This window comes from Cytobacillus citreus (genome assembly GCF_018343665.1).
Lineage (GTDB): Bacteria > Bacillota > Bacilli > Bacillales > Cytobacillaceae > Cytobacillus > Cytobacillus citreus.
On the sequence record NZ_JAGYPM010000001.1, the window covers coordinates 623,196 to 640,361 of the forward strand.

Sequence of the window (17,166 nt, forward strand, 5' to 3'; positions counted from 1 at the left end):
ACTGTTATATATTGGGCAACGTGTGTTCGAAATATGAATGAGTCATAACATTTTATTGGATAAATTAGAAATGCACTCTTTAAAAATAACAAGATAATGTTTGACAAAGGTGAAAGACTTGTACAATAATATGGATATTTCATGAAAATGAAAAAATCATTAAAGTTTTCAATTATCATTTAATCCGTGGCAATTTTTATTTACGGGGTTATTTTTATATAATAAATAATTTCATGTAAAATATTTATCAAAAACGGACGTTTTCTTCACTAAGCGATTTAATATAGAAGAAGTCTATTTAAAAAAAAGGCTGTGTTAAAGCTCAGTGTGGATAATGCTAATTTGTTGTTGATTGAAGCGGAAGGCGAGTGCCTGCAGCGGAAATCAACAGGAAATTATAACATAGCCTTAATGAAAAAAATATCTTTTCTCGAGTTTGAGAATTGTCTAGCTCCGAAGTACGTACTAGTGTCGACAAAGTGACAGGACAAGGATAGCAACGTTGATTGATCATCTCAAGAACAATCTGACCTTTGATTGTACCGAAGGAGCTTACGCTTTTATAATAAAATCCCCTCTCAAGGAGGACTATTGATGTCAGAGTTTTTAGTAATCGTTGAGTCTCCTGCAAAGGCAAAAACGATTGAGCGTTATCTTGGAAAAAAATATAAAGTTAAAGCATCTATGGGCCATGTCAGGGATTTGCCGAAAAGCCAAATGGGTGTTGATGTTGAAAATCATTTTGAGCCTAAGTATATTACGATCCGTGGTAAAGGGCCTGTTTTAAAGGAATTAAAGACTGCGGCTAAAAAGGCAAAAAAGATTTATCTCGCAGCTGACCCGGATCGTGAAGGTGAAGCTATTGCTTGGCACTTGGCTCATAGTCTAAATATGGATATAACCTCAGATTGCCGGGTTGTTTTTAATGAAATTACGAAGGAAGCAATCAAGGAATCATTTAAACATCCAAGGCCAATTAATATGGATCTCGTTGATGCTCAACAAGCAAGGAGACTTCTCGATCGATTGGTAGGGTATAATATCAGTCCTTTATTATGGAAAAAAGTAAAAAAGGGCTTGAGTGCAGGCAGGGTACAGTCTGTAGCTGTACGCCTAATAATAGATAGAGAAAAAGAAATCAAAGCCTTCGTTCCTGAAGAGTACTGGTCCATTGAAGGTGACTTTTTAAAAGGCAAAGACAGCTTCGAGGCATCCTTTTATGGGATAGGGAATGAAAAGGTAGAATTAAATTCTAATCAAGAAGTTCAAGAAATATTAAGCAAGATGAAGGGGAACAAATTTAAGGTTTCTACGGTCACAAAAAAAGAACGGAAAAGAAATCCTGCTGCTCCTTTTATAACTTCATCACTTCAACAAGAAGCTGCAAGAAAGTTAAATTTCCGAGCCAAAAAAACGATGATGCTTGCACAGCAGCTTTATGAAGGAATTGATCTTGGAAAAGAAGGAACTGTCGGATTAATAACTTATATGAGAACGGATTCTACCAGGATTTCGGAAATAGCCCAAGGAGAAGCAACACAATTTATTAATAAAACTTACGGGCAAGAATTTTTGCAAGTTGAAAAGAAAAAAGAAAAGAAAAAATCAAACACACAGGACGCTCATGAAGCTATTCGTCCTACAAGTGTTATGAGAGAGCCGTCAAGCCTTAAAGAATTTCTATCTAGAGATCAACTGCGTTTATATAGGCTCATTTGGGAACGCTTCGTAGCAAGTCAAATGGCTTCTGCAATCATGGATACAATGAGTGTTGATTTAAAAAATGGGGATGTTATTTTTAGAGCAGCTGGTTCAAAAGTAAAATTCCCTGGTTTTATGAAGGTCTATGTAGAGGGATCAGACGATCAAGCTGAGGAAAAGGATAGAATGCTACCGGATCTTAAAGAAGGTGACGAAGTTCTAAAAAAAGATATTGATCCAAAACAGCATTTTACACAGCCTCCTCCAAGATATACTGAAGCTCGACTTGTTAAAACATTAGAAGAGCTAGGTATTGGACGTCCATCAACATTTGCACCAACTTTAGACACCATTCAAAAACGTGGTTATGTAGCTTTGGATAATAAAAGGTTTATACCAACTGAATTGGGAGAAATCGTCTTAGAGTTGATTCTTGAATTTTTCCCAGATATTCTTGACGTTGAATTTACCGCAAAGATGGAAAAAGATTTGGACTATGTTGAAGAAGGAAAAGTAAATTGGGTTCAAATCATTGATGATTTTTATGGTGATTTTGAGAAGCATCTAGAAAAGGCAGAAAAGGAAATGCAAGAAGTGGAAATCAAGGATGAACCAGCTGGTGAGGATTGTGAGCAATGTGGGAATCCTATGGTCTTTAAAATGGGACGTTATGGCAAGTTTATGGCCTGCAGCAACTTCCCAGATTGCCGAAACACGAAACCGATTGTTAAAGATATTGGAGTAAAATGTTCGAAGTGTCATGAAGGTAATATAATTGAAAGAAAAAGTAAGAAACGAAGGATTTTTTACGGATGTGATCGGTTCCCTGAATGTGACTTTATTTCTTGGGATAAGCCTTTACCGCGCAGTTGTCCAAAATGTGATAACCTTTTGATTGAAAAGAAGTTGAAAAAAGGCGTCCAGGTTCAATGTATTGAATGTGATTACAAGGAAGAGAAGCAAAGTTAAAAAAGGGTGGGCTTATTTGGCTCACTCTTTTCTAGTGGTAAAGTAAAAATTATATTAATTAAATTTGTATTGATTGCAAATTGAGCATGATAAAGGTAAAGTAATAGAGCATTATTTTATTATGAGCGAAAGTTTTGATCATAATAAGATGCATATTTGGAGGTTTAATAAATGAAAGATATCGTTGTAAATGTCATTGGAGCCGGCCTAGCTGGAAGTGAAGCAGCGTGGCAAATCGCTAATCGGGGCATTTCTGTACGGCTTTATGAGATGAGACCAGTTAAACAAACGCCTGCTCATCATACCGATAAATTCGCTGAGCTGGTATGTAGCAACTCCTTACGTGCCAATACGCTTACGAATGCTGTAGGTGTTCTTAAAGAAGAAATGAGAATGTTAAATTCAGTTATTATTAATTCGGCAGATGCATGCTCAGTTCCAGCAGGAGGAGCTTTAGCTGTAGATCGTCATGAGTTTGCAGCACTTGTTACTGAAAAGGTAAAAAACCATCCGAATGTAACGGTTATTCATGAAGAGGTAACTGAGATTCCAGAGGGAACGACAATCGTTGCTACTGGGCCTTTAACGAGTGAGGCACTTTCTTCAAAATTAAAAGAATTATCAGGTGAAGAATATTTATATTTTTATGATGCAGCAGCACCCATAATTGAAAAAGAATCCATCAATATGGATAAGGTTTATTTAAAATCACGATATGATAAAGGTGAAGCTGCATATTTAAATTGTCCAATGACAGAGGAAGAATTCAATATATTTTATGATGCATTAGTAGATGCTGAAACAGTACCATTAAAAGAATTTGAAAAAGAAATCTTTTTTGAAGGTTGTATGCCGATTGAGGTCATGGCCAACAGAGGTAAGAAAACGATGCTGTTCGGCCCTATGAAGCCTGTCGGTTTAGAGGATCCTAAGACTGGAAAAAGACCATATGCAGTTGTTCAGCTGCGGCAAGATGATGCAGCAGGAACCTTATATAATATCGTTGGATTCCAGACTCATTTAAAATGGGGCCCGCAAAAAGAAGTTATTCAATTGATTCCGGGTTTAGAAAATACAGAAATTGTTCGATATGGTGTTATGCACCGCAATACATTCATTAACTCTCCAAAGGTGTTGAAATCAACCTATCAATTCCACAACCGTGAAAATTTATTTTTTGCAGGGCAAATGACTGGTGTTGAAGGATATGTAGAATCAGCAGCAAGTGGATTGGTGGCTGGAATAAACGCAGCTAGACTTGCTACAGGAGAAGAATTACTCGAATTTCCTCATGAATCAACCATTGGAAGTATGGCGCGTTATATAACTTCAGCAAATCAAAAAAGCTTTCAGCCAATGAATGCTAATTTCGGCTTACTGCCAGATCTTCCTGAAAAAATTAAAGGGAAGAAAGAACGAAATGAACAACATGCTAACAGAGCGCTGGAAACAATTCAGAACTTTGCGAAAAATAAGGGTATTTAATTGCAAGGGCTTCTAAAATGTGTTACTATTTAGTAGCCCTTGTGAGGTGATAATGATGGACCAAAATGTGAACAATTCGTTAAAATTGTTTATTGAATATTTACAAATTGAAAAAAATTATTCACAATATACCATTGAGCATTATCAACATGATATTCAAGAATTCTTTATGTTCACATTTGAACAAGCAATAAAAAATTTAGAAGATGTCAAGTATATTGATGTCCGTCTTTATTTAACAAGGCTTTATGAAGAGAAATTTGCTAGAAAAACTGTTGCCCGAAAAATCTCATGCTTAAGAAGTTTCTTTAAATTCCTCGTTAGAGAGAAAATTGTAAGTGAAAATCCCTTTGCTCTCGCTTCAATTCCTAAGGCTGAAAAAAAGCTTCCGGAATTTTTTTATGAAGAGGAAATGAAAGAGTTATTTAATGCATGTGAATCGGAAACTCTATTAGGGCAAAGAGATAAAGCATTATTAGAGCTTTTATATGCTACTGGAATTCGTGTGAGCGAATGCAGTCAAATTCGAATGAGGGACATTGATATGCAACTATCAACTGTTTTGGTTCATGGGAAGGGTAACAAGCAAAGGTATATACCGTTTGGAAGCTTTGCACACGACGCATTATTCGTATACATACAAAATGGTCGAAAAAGCTTGCTTGCAAAGAATACACCAAATGATTACTTGTTTTTAAATTATCGTGGAGGTCCATTAACACCTCGAGGTATTAGGCATATTCTCAATAAGTTAATTGAGCAATCTGCATTGAATGGTCGTATTCATCCTCATATGCTTAGGCATTCGTTTGCTACGCATTTATTAGCAAATGGAGCGGATATGAGAACGGTTCAGGAGTTGTTAGGTCATGCTTTTTTGTCATCGACACAAGTATATACACATGTTACAAGTGAATATTTAAGAAAATCATATATGGCACACCATCCAAGAGCATAGGCTAGACATTTCTCGAGTTTGAGAAATGTCTAGCTTCACAAGGAAAGCTGCGTCAGAAAATACATCGTACGACTAAAAGCGAAGCTTTTAGGAGGAGGCGCCATGAACTTTTCTTATTCTATTGATCTAACAAGGTTGGTGTTTTATATTAACTGCAAAAGGAGGAATAATTTATGTCTCAATTCCATGCAACTACTATTTTTGCGGTCCACCATAAAGGAAATTGTGCAATGGCTGGAGACGGTCAAGTTACATTTGGAAATGCAGTGGTAATGAAGCATACAGCACGTAAAGTCCGAAAGCTTTTTAAAGGAAAAGTGCTTGCTGGTTTTGCGGGTTCAGTGGCAGATGCCTTCACTTTATTTGAAATGTTTGAGGGAAAACTTGAAGAATATAATGGTAATTTGCAAAGAGCAGCAGTTGAGCTAGCTAAGCAATGGAGAAGCGATAAGGTTTTGCGTAAGTTAGAAGCTATGTTAATTGTAATGAATTCGGAAAACTTGCTTCTTATTTCCGGAACAGGTGAGGTTATTGAACCAGATGATGGAGTTTTAGCAATTGGTTCTGGAGGTAATTATGCGTTGGCTGCAGGCAGGTCGTTAAAACGATATGCTGGAGATCATTTAACTGCCAAAGAGATTGCCAAGGCTTCATTAGAAATGGCAGCCGAAATATGTGTTTATACAAATCACAATATTATTGTTGAAGAACTTTAAGGGAAGGTGTGCTGATCGATGGTTAAAGGTACGAATTTAACACCCCGTCAAATCGTTGAAAAGCTTAATCAATTCATTATTGGTCAAAAAGATGCCAAAAAAGCAGTTGCGGTTGCACTAAGAAATAGATATCGACGCGGCCTACTTGATGAAAAGCTTCGTGATGAAATCAGTCCCAAAAATATATTGATGATAGGTCCTACTGGTGTCGGGAAAACTGAGATTGCGCGTCGAATGGCAAAGTTGGTAGGGGCTCCCTTTGTTAAGGTTGAAGCTACAAAGTTTACAGAGGTAGGGTATGTTGGAAGAGATGTTGAATCAATGGTCAGAGACCTTGTTGAAACATCAGTACGCTTGGTAAAAGAAGAGAAAATGACTAGCGTAAAAGAACGTGCTGAAGAAAGTGCAAATCGCATAATAGTGGAATTATTAGTACCGTCTAATAAGAAGACAGGAAACTATAAAAATCCGCTTGAAATGCTTTTTGGCGGTGGCAATAATGATCACTCAGAACAAGAATCGTCTGCATCAGATGACATGGGAATTCAAGCTAAACGTAAAGTTGTGAAAGAGAAACTAGCACTTGGTGAGCTTGAAAATGAATTTATTACAGTAGAGCTTGAAGAACAGCAGCCTTCAATGTTTGATATGCTTCAAGGTTCTGGGATGGAACAAATGGGAATGAATATGCAAGATGCCCTTGGTGGATTAATTCCTAAACGCAGGAAGAAAAGAAAACTAACTGTAAGTGAAGCAAGAATAGTTCTAACCAATGAAGAGGCACAAAAACTTATCGATATGGATGAAGTGACACAAGAAGCTGTTTTTCGAGCAGAACAGTCCGGAATCATCTTTATTGATGAGATCGATAAAATAGCAAGCAAAAATAGTGGCGGATCATCTGCTGATGTATCTCGCGAAGGTGTACAGAGAGACATACTTCCAGTCGTGGAGGGCTCTACTGTAGTAACTAAATACGGTACAGTAAAAACAGATCATGTTCTGTTTATGGCTGCAGGTGCATTTCATATGGCAAAGCCATCAGATTTAATTCCTGAATTACAAGGGCGTTTTCCAATCCGTGTAGAATTGACAAAGCTAACTGTAGAAGACTTTTTTAATATTTTAGTTGAGCCGGATAATGCTTTAATTAAACAATATCAAGCATTATTGGAAACTGAAGGTATACAAATTGAATTTTCTGACGATGCTATTCGTAGGATTGCTGAATTTGCGTTTGATGTAAATCAAAATACAGATAATATTGGAGCACGTCGTCTGCACACAATTATGGAAAAATTACTGGAAGACTTATCTTTTGAAGCTCCAGAGATTACAATGGAGAAAATTATGATTACCCCTCAGTATGTTGAGGAAAAATTAGGAGCTATATCTCGTAACAAAGATTTGAGCCAATTTATTTTGTAAAATTTGTGTTAAATTATTTGTGAATGGATAGACAAACTAGACTCCGGGTATCAAGATAAAATAAACAGCTATTATGTTAAGCAAATTGGAGGAAAAATCAATGGACTTATTAACAAGAACAAGAAAAATTAATGCAATGCTTCAAAGAGCAGCTGGGAAACCAGTAAACTTTAAAGAAATGGCAGAAACATTAAGTGATGTAATTACAGCCAATACTTTTGTTGTTAGCCGTCGTGGGAAGTTATTAGGATTTGCAGTTAATCAACAAATTGAAAATGACCGTATGAAACAAATGCTTGCAGATCGTCAATTCCCAGAAGAATATACAAATAATCTCTTTAATATAAAAGAAACTTCACCTAACTTAGGGGTGGAAAGTGATTATTCTGCATTCCCTGTTGAAAATAAAGAGCTTTTCAGCACAGGATTAACAACCATCGTTCCAATTATTGGTGGTGGGGAGCGTCTAGGTACGCTTATCCTTGCGAGATTAAATGAACAGTTCCATGATGATGACTTAATTCTTGCTGAATATGGAGCAACAGTAGTAGGGATGGAAATTCTACGTGAAAAATCCGAAGAAATTGAAGAGGAAGCTAGAAGTAAAGCTGTCGTTCAAATGGCAATCAGTTCCCTTTCTTATAGTGAACTTGAGGCGATTGAACATATTTTCGAAGAATTAAATGGAAATGAAGGCTTGCTAGTAGCATCAAAAATTGCAGATCGCGTAGGAATAACAAGATCCGTTATTGTAAATGCTTTAAGGAAATTAGAAAGTGCTGGTGTAATTGAGTCTAGATCATTAGGCATGAAGGGAACGTATATTAAAGTATTGAACGATAAGTTTTTATTTGAATTGGATAAACTTAAATCAAATTAAGTGTATGCTTTTTTCAAAGAAACACACTTCTTTCGACAAGAAGTGTGTTTTTTTTTGTTATTTGTTTGTTACAAAAATAATATTAAAATAACGTTTGCGATGAATGTTTTTCAATAATCGATAATGATTAATAGGTTTTTTATACTAGCGGAAAAATAACGCGAATCGAATAATGTTCGTAAATTTGTAATTATTTACAGCTGTTTACTGTTTCTTCACAAAGTTTTACATTTTATAATAAAAAATGGGTATAAGGTCATGTTAAAAGTAACTCTACTTACATAGACATATTATTTCATATTCATTACAATATATTTTAGACGACATTATATTTCCTTTATCAACAAATTTCTACATAACTAGTAGAATTTATCAGGAAAGAAAAAAACGAGGTGCGTTTAATGAAGTTGTTTTCAAATACGATCGACACCATTGAAAAGGGTTTAAACTATTCATCTCTAAAACAAAAAGTGATCTCACAAAATATTGCAAATGAAGCAACACCAGGCTATAAAGCTAAGGATGTAAGCTTTAAAGACACATTGCAATCTGCAGTAAATCAATCGGTAGGTGCAAAACGAACAGATGAAAGGCATTTTGATTTCAAAGGAATCTCACCTTCAACATCGGGGATTATTAATCGTAAAAATGTGTCTTACAATCATAATGGTAATAGTGTTGATATCGATAATGAGATGACAGATTTAGCTGGTAACCAAATTTATTACAATGCTTTGGTTGAAAGGCTGAATGGGAAATTTTCTAGCTTACAAAATGTGATAAGAGGGGGTAAATAATCATGTCCATATTTCATAGTATGAATAACACTGCCTCCGCCTTGTCCGCACAGAGGCTTAGAATGGACGTCATTTCTTCAAATATGGCAAATATTGATTCAACGCGATCAAAAATAGAAAATGGCGAATGGCAGCCGTACAGACGTAAAGCGGTAGTACTTGAGCCGAAAGAAGGTCAGTTCTCAAACTTCTTAAACAAGGCAATGAATCGGTCAGATTCGCAAACGGTTGGAAATGGTGTAAAGGTGACAAGTATTGTTGAAGATCAGACTCCTTTTAAGCTTGTATATAATCCTGAGCATCCTGATGCAAATGATGAAGGGTATGTTGAACTACCGAATGTTGATCCGTTGAAAGAGATGGTCGATTTAATAAGTGCAACTAGATCATATGAAGCCAATGTTACTGTTTTCAACGCTTCTAAAAGCATGATGATGAAAGCATTAGAAATTGGGAAATAAAGGAGAATAAGAAATGAATAATGTTGGACTCCCATCCGTTAGCCATGTACTTAAGCCTCAAGAAAATAAAAAGACTCATACATATACACCATACGAAGCACATAAGAGTTTTGCGTCCGTTTTGAAGGAGTCAATTAATAATGTAAATGAACTGCAAATAAACTCCGATAAAATGACTGAAAAACTTGTAAGAGGGGAAAATGTAGATTTGCATCAAGTTATGATCGCCTCACAAAAAGCTAGCATTTCTTTACAAGCAACTATAGAAATTCGTAATAAAGTAATTGAGGCTTATCAAGAAGTAATGAGAATGCAAGTTTAATAGAAATACGGAAGTCACTTATTCTGGGGCGAGAAGCATAAGTTGAGCGTTCAAGAAGGTTGTTCTTTATCCTTCTTGGACGGATTGGATTATGATCTCAAACCTAACAGGACGCACTAGTGCCGAATTTGCAACAGGGAAAGGAAGGCTTCGTTGCAATACATGCAAGGCCAAAAGCGCAGTTTGGGGAGCACGTTTCGTTCTTAGCAGGTGAGCTTATACACTCTGAAGCTAGAGAGCTCTTAAATCTCAAAATATTACTTCTTTATATTAATTAAAGGCTAAAAACTAGTAATTTGCGGTTATTAGCTGCCAAAGAATGAGACAGAATAACCGGGGGATTAAAAATGAAGGAATCGTTTCGAAAATATATCGATAATATTAAAGAATTTTGGATAAGCCGAACCAAAAAACAAAAGGTTTTGCTCGTTGGTTCCGCGCTTTTATTTATTATTATAATAACTTCTGTATCTTTATTAACTACTAGAACAACTCTAGTTCCTTTATATAGCAATTTAACACCATCAGAAACTGGAACGATTAAAGAAAGCTTAGATGGTAGAGGAATTAAATCTGAGATAACAGATGGTGGAGCAACGATAAAAGTGCCAGAAGAAGTAGTAGACACGCTTAAAGTGGAACTTGCTGCTGAAGGTATTCCTAAATCCGGAAATATCGACTATTCATTTTTTAGCCAAAACGCTGGAATAGGTACAACTGAGAATGAATTCAAAATGATAAAAATTGATGCAATGCAAACGGAATTAGCCAATTTAATTAAAGGTATTGAGGGCGTAAAAGATGCAAAGGTAATGATTAATCTTCCGGAAAAAGGGATTTTTGTTAATGATCCATCGGAAGAAGCATCGGCATCCATCGTTCTTAATACAAAGCCAGGCTATCAGTTTGAGGAATCTCAAATTCAAGCATTATATCATTTGGTATCTAAAAGTGTTCCAAACCTACCTACAGATAATATCGTCATAATGAACCAAAATTTTGAGTACTTTGATTTGAAAAAGAATCAAAATTCTACGCCGGGATCATCTTTTGCTGAACAGCATGAGATCAAAAAGCAAATTGAAAGAGATGTTCAGCGACAAGTACAAGGCATGCTCGGTACTTTGATGGGACAGGATAAGGTTGTTGTATCTGTAACGGCTGATGTTGATTTTACCCAAGAAAATCGGGAAGAAAACCTTGTAACCCCTGTTGATGAAGAAAATATGGAAGGAATCGCTATTAGTGCCCAAAAAATCACGGAAACCTTCACTGGTAATGCGGATCAAGCAGGCGGATTAACTGCTCCTGGCGACCCTGCGGATGTACCTGGTTCATCCTACTTAGAAGGTAACGGGTCAAATGGTGATTACGAGAAAATTGAAGAAACAATCAATAATGAAGTAAATAAAATACGAAAAGAAATTGTTGAAAGTCCTTACAAGGTTAGGGATCTTGGAATTCAAGTGATGGTTGAGCCACCTGAACCAGATAATCCAAACTCTCTCCCGCAAGAAAGAGTCGATGACATTACGAAAATTTTATCTACTATTGTTCGTACGACCATAGATAAGAATGCAGGTGCAGAGGAATTAACTGATGAGGCTATTAATGATAAAATCGTTGTTTCGGTTCAACCATTTAATGGAAAGGTTAAGTTCCCTGATGATGTAAAATCAGTCATACCTCTTTGGGTTTATATTGTAGGTGGAATCCTTCTTGCGATTATCGCAGTCTTAATTTTCCTATTTATTAGAGCAAAAAGAAAACATAGTGAAGAAGAAGAAATCATGGATATGCAAGAACCACTTATTGTCCCTGATGTTAATGAGACACTAGAAACAGAAAATACATTGCGTAAGAAGCAGCTTGAGAAAATGGCAAAAGAAAAACCAGAAGACTTCGCAAAATTATTACGCACATGGATTGCTGAAGATTAGGGGGTATGGATAATGTCAAAAAGAGAACAAAAGGGATTATCAGGTAAACAAAAGGCAGCCATACTTCTAATATCTCTTGGTCCAGATGTCGCATCTACGGTATATAAACATTTGAGTGAGGAAGAAATTGAGAAATTAACATTAGAAATTTCAGGTGTGAAGAAAGTAGATTCACATGCAAAAGAAGAAATCCTTGAAGAATTTCACCATATTGCTTTAGCACAGGATTATATATCACAGGGTGGGATCGGCTATGCGAAAACAGTCTTGGAAAAGGCTCTTGGAAATGAACAAGCTGCAATTATCATTAACAGGCTTACATCTTCCTTACAAGTTAGACCATTTGATTTCGCAAGAAAAGCTGAGCCAGCACAGATTTTAAACTTTATTCAAAATGAGCATCCACAAACAATTGCATTAATTTTATCGTATCTTGATGCTGCGCAAGCGGGGCAAATTCTATCTGAGCTTCCTCAAGAAATGCAAGCAGATATTGCAAGGAGAATTGCTGTAATGGATAGCACTGCTCCTGAAATCATTAATGAAGTGGAACAAATTCTTGAAAGAAAGCTTTCAGCAACAGTTACTCAGGATTATACTCAAACAGGTGGAATTGAAGCAGTTGTTGATGTTTTAAATGGGGTTGATCGATCTACTGAGCGAACTATTTTGGATGCATTAGAAATTCAAGATCCTGAGCTTGCAGAAGAAATCAAGAAAAGAATGTTCGTATTCGAAGATATTGTTACACTTGATAGCCGTGCAATACAACGTGTTATTCGTGATTGTGAAAGTGAGGATTTAATGCTCTCACTTAAAGTTTCAAGTGAAGAAGTAAAAGAAATTATTTTCAAAAATATGTCTAATCGTATGGTTGAAACCTTTAAAGACGAGATGGAATACATGGGTCCAGTCAGACTTCGTGATGTGGAAGAGGCTCAATCGAGAATTGTTGCTATCATTCGTCGTTTAGAGGAAGCTGGAGAAATCGTCGTCGCCCGTGGCGGGGGAGATGATATTATTGTCTAGATTAATAAAATGGACTCCAAATATATCTGATCCAGTTCAGGTCGAAAAAAGAGTAATCTCGATAAAAATATTAGAGCAATTTAAGCAAGAACCTGATGATGAAGCTACTGTTCCATTAATTCTAGAAGAGCATACAAAAAATATTTTAGAACAAGCTCAACATGAAGCTGAGGCTATTTTAAATAAGGCTAGGCTTGGGGCTGATGAGGTTCGACAGCAACTAGATGAGAAACGCCAGTCGTTTGAAATAGAAATGGCTGCATTAACAGAACAAGCTAAGGCATCTGGATTTGCTTCTGGATTAGAAGAAGGACGTAAAGAAGGATATTCAGAATGCAGTCAACTAATTCAGTCTGCAAAAGCGGTCATAGATTCAGCAAAAAAGGATTACCTTTCGCATGTAGAATCATCTGAAAAAGCGATCTTAGAAATCGGATTAAAGGTCGCGCAGAAAATCTTAGGGAAAACAATAGATGATAATGAAGAAGAATTTCTATTTATTGTGAAACGAGCATTAAAAGAAGCGAGAGAAAATCAAGAAATTCAGCTTCATGTACATCCTAACCATTATGAGTTCCTTCTCTTGAATAAAGAGGAATTAATAATGCTTTTCCCTAGGGAAGTTGATATGTTCATCTATCCAGACGATGATTTGACAGAGTCAAGCTGTATAATCGAATCCGCTAATGGAAGGATAGACGCCAGTATTGATAGTCAACTCGAAGAAGTAAAACGTAAGCTAATTGAAATGCTAGAGGGTGAATAGGAATGAACCTTTCCGAAATAATTGATCAGATTGATCAATTAGATTCTTTTAAACGATATGGTCGAGTTAAAAGAGTAGTAGGACTAATGATTGAATCGCAAGGCCCTCCTGAAAGCTCAATTGGAGACGTTTGCTATATCCATGTTGGAACTAAACGGAAAAGAACAATACATGCCGAGGTTGTTGGGTTCAAAAATGAAGAAGTCATTTTAATGCCTTATACATCTACCAATGATATTTCTCCTGGAAGTTTTGTAGAGGCGACCTCGAAGCCTCTAGAGATTAGAGTCGGTTCCAATTTAGTTGGATCAGTTATCGACTCTCTTGGTCAGCCGCTTGATGGAACTCCTTTGCCTAAAGGCTTGACTTCGGTGCCAACCGATCAAGAACCGCCTAATCCCTTGAGAAGACCGCCAATTTCTTCAGCTATTGAAGTTGGTGTTCGTATGATTGATAGCCTATTAACAGTAGGAAATGGTCAGCGCGTCGGGATTTTTGCAGGTAGTGGTGTCGGGAAAAGTACATTACTAGGAATGATTGCCAGAAATACAACAGCAGATTTGAATGTAATTGCACTTATTGGTGAGCGCGGAAGAGAGGTACGGGAATTTATCGAGAGAGATTTAGGGCCTGAGGGCTTAAGTCGGTCTATCGTCATTGTAGCAACATCTGACCAGCCAGCCTTGATGAGAATAAAAGGTGCCTTTACAGCAACAGCAATAGCTGAATATTTTCGTGATAAAGGGTTAAATGTCATGCTGATGATGGACTCAGTTACGAGGGTAGCGATGGCGCAAAGGGAGGTTGGGTTGGCTATTGGAGAACCTCCTACAACAAAAGGATATACACCTTCTGTATTTGCGCTCCTGCCTAAGCTCCTTGAACGAACAGGGACAAATGAACAAGGATCAATTACTGCATTTTATACTGTGTTAGTTGATGGCGATGATATGAACGAACCAATTGCTGATACAGTCAGAGGAATTTTAGACGGACACTTTGTCCTTGATCGTGCTTTAGCAAATAAGGGCCAATATCCAGCTGTGAATGTCTTAAAAAGCATTAGCCGGGTGATGAATAATATCGTTCCACCCGATCATGTAAATGCTTCAGAGAAATTAAGAGAAACCTTAAGTACGTATATAAATTCTGAAGATTTAATAAACATTGGTGCCTATAAAAGAGGCTCTTCAATTGATATCGATGAAGCAATCAGGCTTTATCCTAATATCATATCTTTCTTAAAGCAAGGAACACAGGAAAAAGTAACTTTTGAAGAAGCTGTTCAGCAATTATTTGACCTCGTAGGGAAGGGAGAATAGTTTCCATGCAATACCAATTCAAGTTCGAAAAAATCCTTACGATAAAAGAGAGAGAAAAGGATGAAGCAATTAATGTTTATAATCAGGCAGTGAAAAGATTTGAGAAGGCTGCAGAAAAATTATATGAACTACTTAAGAAAAAAGAGGATTTAGAAGACTATCAATCCTCTAGGCTTGTAAATGGTATACCTGTACAAGAAATTAGACATCATCAGCATTTTATACATAATTTAGAGAAAACGATTGAACATTATCAGCAAATAGTAATGAATGCAAGAAACTATATGAATTTCCAGCAAGAAAAACTTCAAGAGAGAAATATCGAAGTAAAAAAATTTGAAATCATGAAAGAAAAAGATTTAACTAATTATGCTGAAAGTGTAAAGCAGCTTGAGGGCAAGCAAATGGATGATATCTCGATCCAGCATTTTATGAATCGGGGAAATTAGGTGGTAAAGTGGACAAGTTATCAGAAGAAAAAGAATCGAAGAAATCTTCAAGGTTCCAAGGCTTTATTTATTTAGTCTTAATTCCGCTGTTATTTGCAATAACAATTGCCCTAATTGTTATGACAATTCTTGGACATAACGTCTTTGAACTAGCAAAGGAATATGGACAGAAAATTCCTTTTGTTTCTTCTGTTTTTGAAGAGGATAATTCACAGTCTCTTGAAAAACTTGAAACAAAGAGTATAGAGCTGGAAGCTGAAATTAAGGATCGTGAAGCAAAGATTTCACAGCTAGAATCACAATTAGAAAGTAAAGATGAAGAGATTTCTAAAGTACAATTGGAAAAAGAACGTCTTGAAGAAGAAATATTAGAATTGACAGCTATAAAGGAAGAAAATAAACGTGCGTTCAAGGATATCGTTAAAACGTATGAAACGATATCAGCAAAAAAAGCAGCTCCAATCATATCTAATATGAGCGAGGAAGAAGCATTAAAAATCCTTTCTAATGTTAAAGCCGATACACTTGCCGGCATTATGGAAAAAATGGAGCCTGAATTAGCTGCAAAGTATACGGAGTTATTAACTGCTGAGGTAGATAGCAATTCAGAAATCCAATGATTTTGTAATAACGAAAGGGGGTGAAAAAGTGGAAATAGGTATTTTAGGAGCAATCAATACATTAATCTCTCAGGATATTAAAACGGGATCTTCAGGAAAAGGCGAATCCGGATTTTCTTCACTTTTTGCAAATCTGTTGCCGAAACCGGTTAATACACTAAACTTGCAAGCTGCAAGTGAGAATACTGGTGATTTTTCAAGTGAGGTACTGTCAGGGCTGCTTCAATTATTACAAACAAATGATATTCTCGAGCTCGAAAATGGGATGGAGCTTCTTGGTAAGGTCGCATTTCAAAGTAATTCAGATATCATTAATATAATTGAAGAAGAGTTGAATTTGTCTTCAGAAGAGCTTGTTCAGTTATTAAGTAGTTTCTATACTAAATTACTTTCTAACAAGACTGAAGAGAAGGGGCCTACCCTTATTGATCCAAATCACACTCAACAAGATAAAACGGATGAAAACCAAGCAGATATCATTTTGTCACTTATTCAGTCAATTGCATCTATTCAATTGAAAGATATGCAATTGACACCTGATAAAGAGTTTGGACAAGCAATGAAGGTTTTAAAGCTATTTGAACTCTTATCTGCACATCAAGATTCTCACAGTAACCAAATAAAAATGAGAGAATTTATGAAAAGCATTAACGAAAAGCTAGATATCCTTTTAAATGACTCGGTTCGTTCAAATAGAGATGAGCTTTTACAGAAAACCTTTACAAACCTAGTCGATGAATTGAATGGTAAAAGCAATGTGAAAAGTGAGACTAATGGTGATAACGTTACAAAAGTTCTAAATAAATCAGAACAGGTTCATCAGCATGGGTTTATCCATTTTCAACAATTATCAAAACCTGAGCAGCTTACTTTATTCTCTCAGCCAGCAAATAGACCTGTATCTGCTGAACAATTGATAGAACAATTTCAATCAATACTTTCAAGAAGTCATTTCCTGAAGAATGGCGGGACGCAAAGACTTTTTATTAAGTTAAACCCTGAACATTTAGGGGCGCTTAGAGTTGAACTGATTCAAAAGGATTCAGCGATTATTGCTCGAATTCTTACGTCTACTTCAACAGCGAAGGAAATGATGGAATCCCAATTAAATGGATTAAAACAAGCTTTTCATTCTCAAAATATTCAGGTGGAAAGAGTAGAAATCTCTCAGCAGTTTACACAGCAGGATCGGAGCTTTAATCGTGAGCAGCAGAATGGACAGGAAAGACAAGAGCAGCATCGGCAAGAGCAGCATGAGCAGCAAACAAACGGAGAATTTACTAGCTCATTTGAAGAGGCACTCCTCAATACTGAAGCTTAGGT

At 36.3% G+C, this 17,166-nt stretch carries 16 protein-coding genes; all 16 read left to right on the top strand.

Annotation, left to right across the window (positions count from 1 at the left end; translation table 11 throughout):
- The first annotated feature begins 594 nt into the window (after window positions 1–594).
- The 16 genes from topA to KHA94_RS26445 all read left to right on the top strand — a co-directional run bounded on the left by topA (window position 595) and on the right by KHA94_RS26445 (window position 17,164).
- Complete coding sequence (gene topA / locus KHA94_RS03160; RefSeq protein ID WP_213100681.1) at window positions 595–2,670, top strand: type I DNA topoisomerase; 2,076 nt, start codon at window positions 595–597, stop codon at window positions 2,668–2,670.
- 171 nt (window positions 2,671–2,841) lie between these two features.
- The gene (gene trmFO, locus KHA94_RS03165; protein WP_213100682.1) at window positions 2,842–4,155 is read left to right on the top strand and encodes an FADH(2)-oxidizing methylenetetrahydrofolate--tRNA-(uracil(54)-C(5))-methyltransferase TrmFO; all 1,314 of its coding nucleotides are present in this window, start codon (window positions 2,842–2,844) and stop codon (window positions 4,153–4,155) included.
- A gap of 55 nt (window positions 4,156–4,210) precedes the next feature.
- A complete protein-coding gene (xerC, locus tag KHA94_RS03170) occupies window positions 4,211–5,113 on the top strand; it encodes a tyrosine recombinase XerC (RefSeq protein WP_213101273.1) in 903 nt (300 codons plus the stop codon).
- 173 nt (window positions 5,114–5,286) lie between these two features.
- A complete protein-coding gene (hslV, locus tag KHA94_RS03175; RefSeq protein WP_213100683.1) occupies window positions 5,287–5,829 on the top strand; it encodes an ATP-dependent protease subunit HslV in 543 nt (180 codons plus the stop codon).
- Between the two features lie 18 nt (window positions 5,830–5,847).
- Complete coding sequence (hslU, locus tag KHA94_RS03180; RefSeq protein ID WP_213100684.1) at window positions 5,848–7,257, top strand: HslU--HslV peptidase ATPase subunit; 1,410 nt, start codon at window positions 5,848–5,850, stop codon at window positions 7,255–7,257.
- Window positions 7,258–7,357: 100 nt separating this feature from the next.
- Complete coding sequence (gene codY, locus KHA94_RS03185; RefSeq protein WP_213100685.1) at window positions 7,358–8,137, top strand: GTP-sensing pleiotropic transcriptional regulator CodY; 780 nt, start codon at window positions 7,358–7,360, stop codon at window positions 8,135–8,137.
- Window positions 8,138–8,538: 401 nt separating this feature from the next.
- Window positions 8,539–8,934, top strand: a complete 396-nt coding sequence (flgB, locus tag KHA94_RS03190) for a flagellar basal body rod protein FlgB (protein ID WP_213100686.1) — start codon at window positions 8,539–8,541, stop codon at window positions 8,932–8,934.
- A 2-nt stretch (window positions 8,935–8,936) separates the two neighbouring features.
- Complete coding sequence (flgC, locus tag KHA94_RS03195; protein WP_213100687.1) at window positions 8,937–9,395, top strand: flagellar basal body rod protein FlgC; 459 nt, start codon at window positions 8,937–8,939, stop codon at window positions 9,393–9,395.
- A 13-nt stretch (window positions 9,396–9,408) separates the two neighbouring features.
- Window positions 9,409–9,717: a flagellar hook-basal body complex protein FliE gene (fliE, locus tag KHA94_RS03200; protein ID WP_213100688.1), complete on the top strand. Its 309-nt coding sequence runs from the start codon at window positions 9,409–9,411 to the stop codon at window positions 9,715–9,717.
- A gap of 347 nt (window positions 9,718–10,064) precedes the next feature.
- On the top strand, window positions 10,065–11,657 hold the full coding sequence (gene fliF / locus KHA94_RS03205; protein WP_213100689.1) for a flagellar basal-body MS-ring/collar protein FliF: 1,593 nt from the start codon (window positions 10,065–10,067) through the stop codon (window positions 11,655–11,657).
- A 12-nt stretch (window positions 11,658–11,669) separates the two neighbouring features.
- Complete coding sequence (fliG, locus tag KHA94_RS03210; protein WP_213100690.1) at window positions 11,670–12,686, top strand: flagellar motor switch protein FliG; 1,017 nt, start codon at window positions 11,670–11,672, stop codon at window positions 12,684–12,686.
- Complete coding sequence (fliH, locus tag KHA94_RS03215) at window positions 12,670–13,452, top strand: flagellar assembly protein FliH (RefSeq protein WP_213100691.1); 783 nt, start codon at window positions 12,670–12,672, stop codon at window positions 13,450–13,452. The genes fliG and fliH overlap by 17 nt, the downstream gene beginning before the upstream one ends.
- A 2-nt stretch (window positions 13,453–13,454) precedes the next feature.
- The gene (gene fliI / locus KHA94_RS03220) at window positions 13,455–14,774 is read left to right on the top strand and encodes a flagellar protein export ATPase FliI (RefSeq protein WP_213100692.1); all 1,320 of its coding nucleotides are present in this window, start codon (window positions 13,455–13,457) and stop codon (window positions 14,772–14,774) included.
- 5 nt (window positions 14,775–14,779) lie between these two features.
- Complete coding sequence (gene fliJ, locus KHA94_RS03225; protein ID WP_213100693.1) at window positions 14,780–15,223, top strand: flagellar export protein FliJ; 444 nt, start codon at window positions 14,780–14,782, stop codon at window positions 15,221–15,223.
- 8 nt (window positions 15,224–15,231) lie between these two features.
- Window positions 15,232–15,843, top strand: coding sequence for a MotE family protein (locus tag KHA94_RS03230; protein WP_213100694.1), 612 nt, complete (start codon window positions 15,232–15,234; stop codon window positions 15,841–15,843).
- A 28-nt stretch (window positions 15,844–15,871) separates the two neighbouring features.
- Window positions 15,872–17,164 (top strand): flagellar hook-length control protein FliK, encoded by a 1,293-nt coding sequence (locus KHA94_RS26445; protein WP_213100695.1) that lies wholly within the window; start codon window positions 15,872–15,874, stop codon window positions 17,162–17,164.
- Window positions 17,165–17,166: the final 2 nt, after the last annotated feature.

Coding starts and splice junctions, on each gene's coding strand:
- topA (WP_213100681.1), top strand. CDS start 595: ATGTCAGAGTTTTTAGTAATCGTTGAGTCTCCTGCAAAGGCAAAAACG.
- trmFO (WP_213100682.1), top strand. CDS start 2,842: ATGAAAGATATCGTTGTAAATGTCATTGGAGCCGGCCTAGCTGGAAGT.
- xerC (WP_213101273.1), top strand. CDS start 4,211: ATGGACCAAAATGTGAACAATTCGTTAAAATTGTTTATTGAATATTTA.
- hslV (WP_213100683.1), top strand. CDS start 5,287: ATGTCTCAATTCCATGCAACTACTATTTTTGCGGTCCACCATAAAGGA.
- hslU (WP_213100684.1), top strand. CDS start 5,848: ATGGTTAAAGGTACGAATTTAACACCCCGTCAAATCGTTGAAAAGCTT.
- codY (WP_213100685.1), top strand. CDS start 7,358: ATGGACTTATTAACAAGAACAAGAAAAATTAATGCAATGCTTCAAAGA.
- flgB (WP_213100686.1), top strand. CDS start 8,539: ATGAAGTTGTTTTCAAATACGATCGACACCATTGAAAAGGGTTTAAAC.
- flgC (WP_213100687.1), top strand. CDS start 8,937: ATGTCCATATTTCATAGTATGAATAACACTGCCTCCGCCTTGTCCGCA.
- fliE (WP_213100688.1), top strand. CDS start 9,409: ATGAATAATGTTGGACTCCCATCCGTTAGCCATGTACTTAAGCCTCAA.
- fliF (WP_213100689.1), top strand. CDS start 10,065: ATGAAGGAATCGTTTCGAAAATATATCGATAATATTAAAGAATTTTGG.
- fliG (WP_213100690.1), top strand. CDS start 11,670: ATGTCAAAAAGAGAACAAAAGGGATTATCAGGTAAACAAAAGGCAGCC.
- fliH (WP_213100691.1), top strand. CDS start 12,670: ATGATATTATTGTCTAGATTAATAAAATGGACTCCAAATATATCTGAT.
- fliI (WP_213100692.1), top strand. CDS start 13,455: ATGAACCTTTCCGAAATAATTGATCAGATTGATCAATTAGATTCTTTT.
- fliJ (WP_213100693.1), top strand. CDS start 14,780: ATGCAATACCAATTCAAGTTCGAAAAAATCCTTACGATAAAAGAGAGA.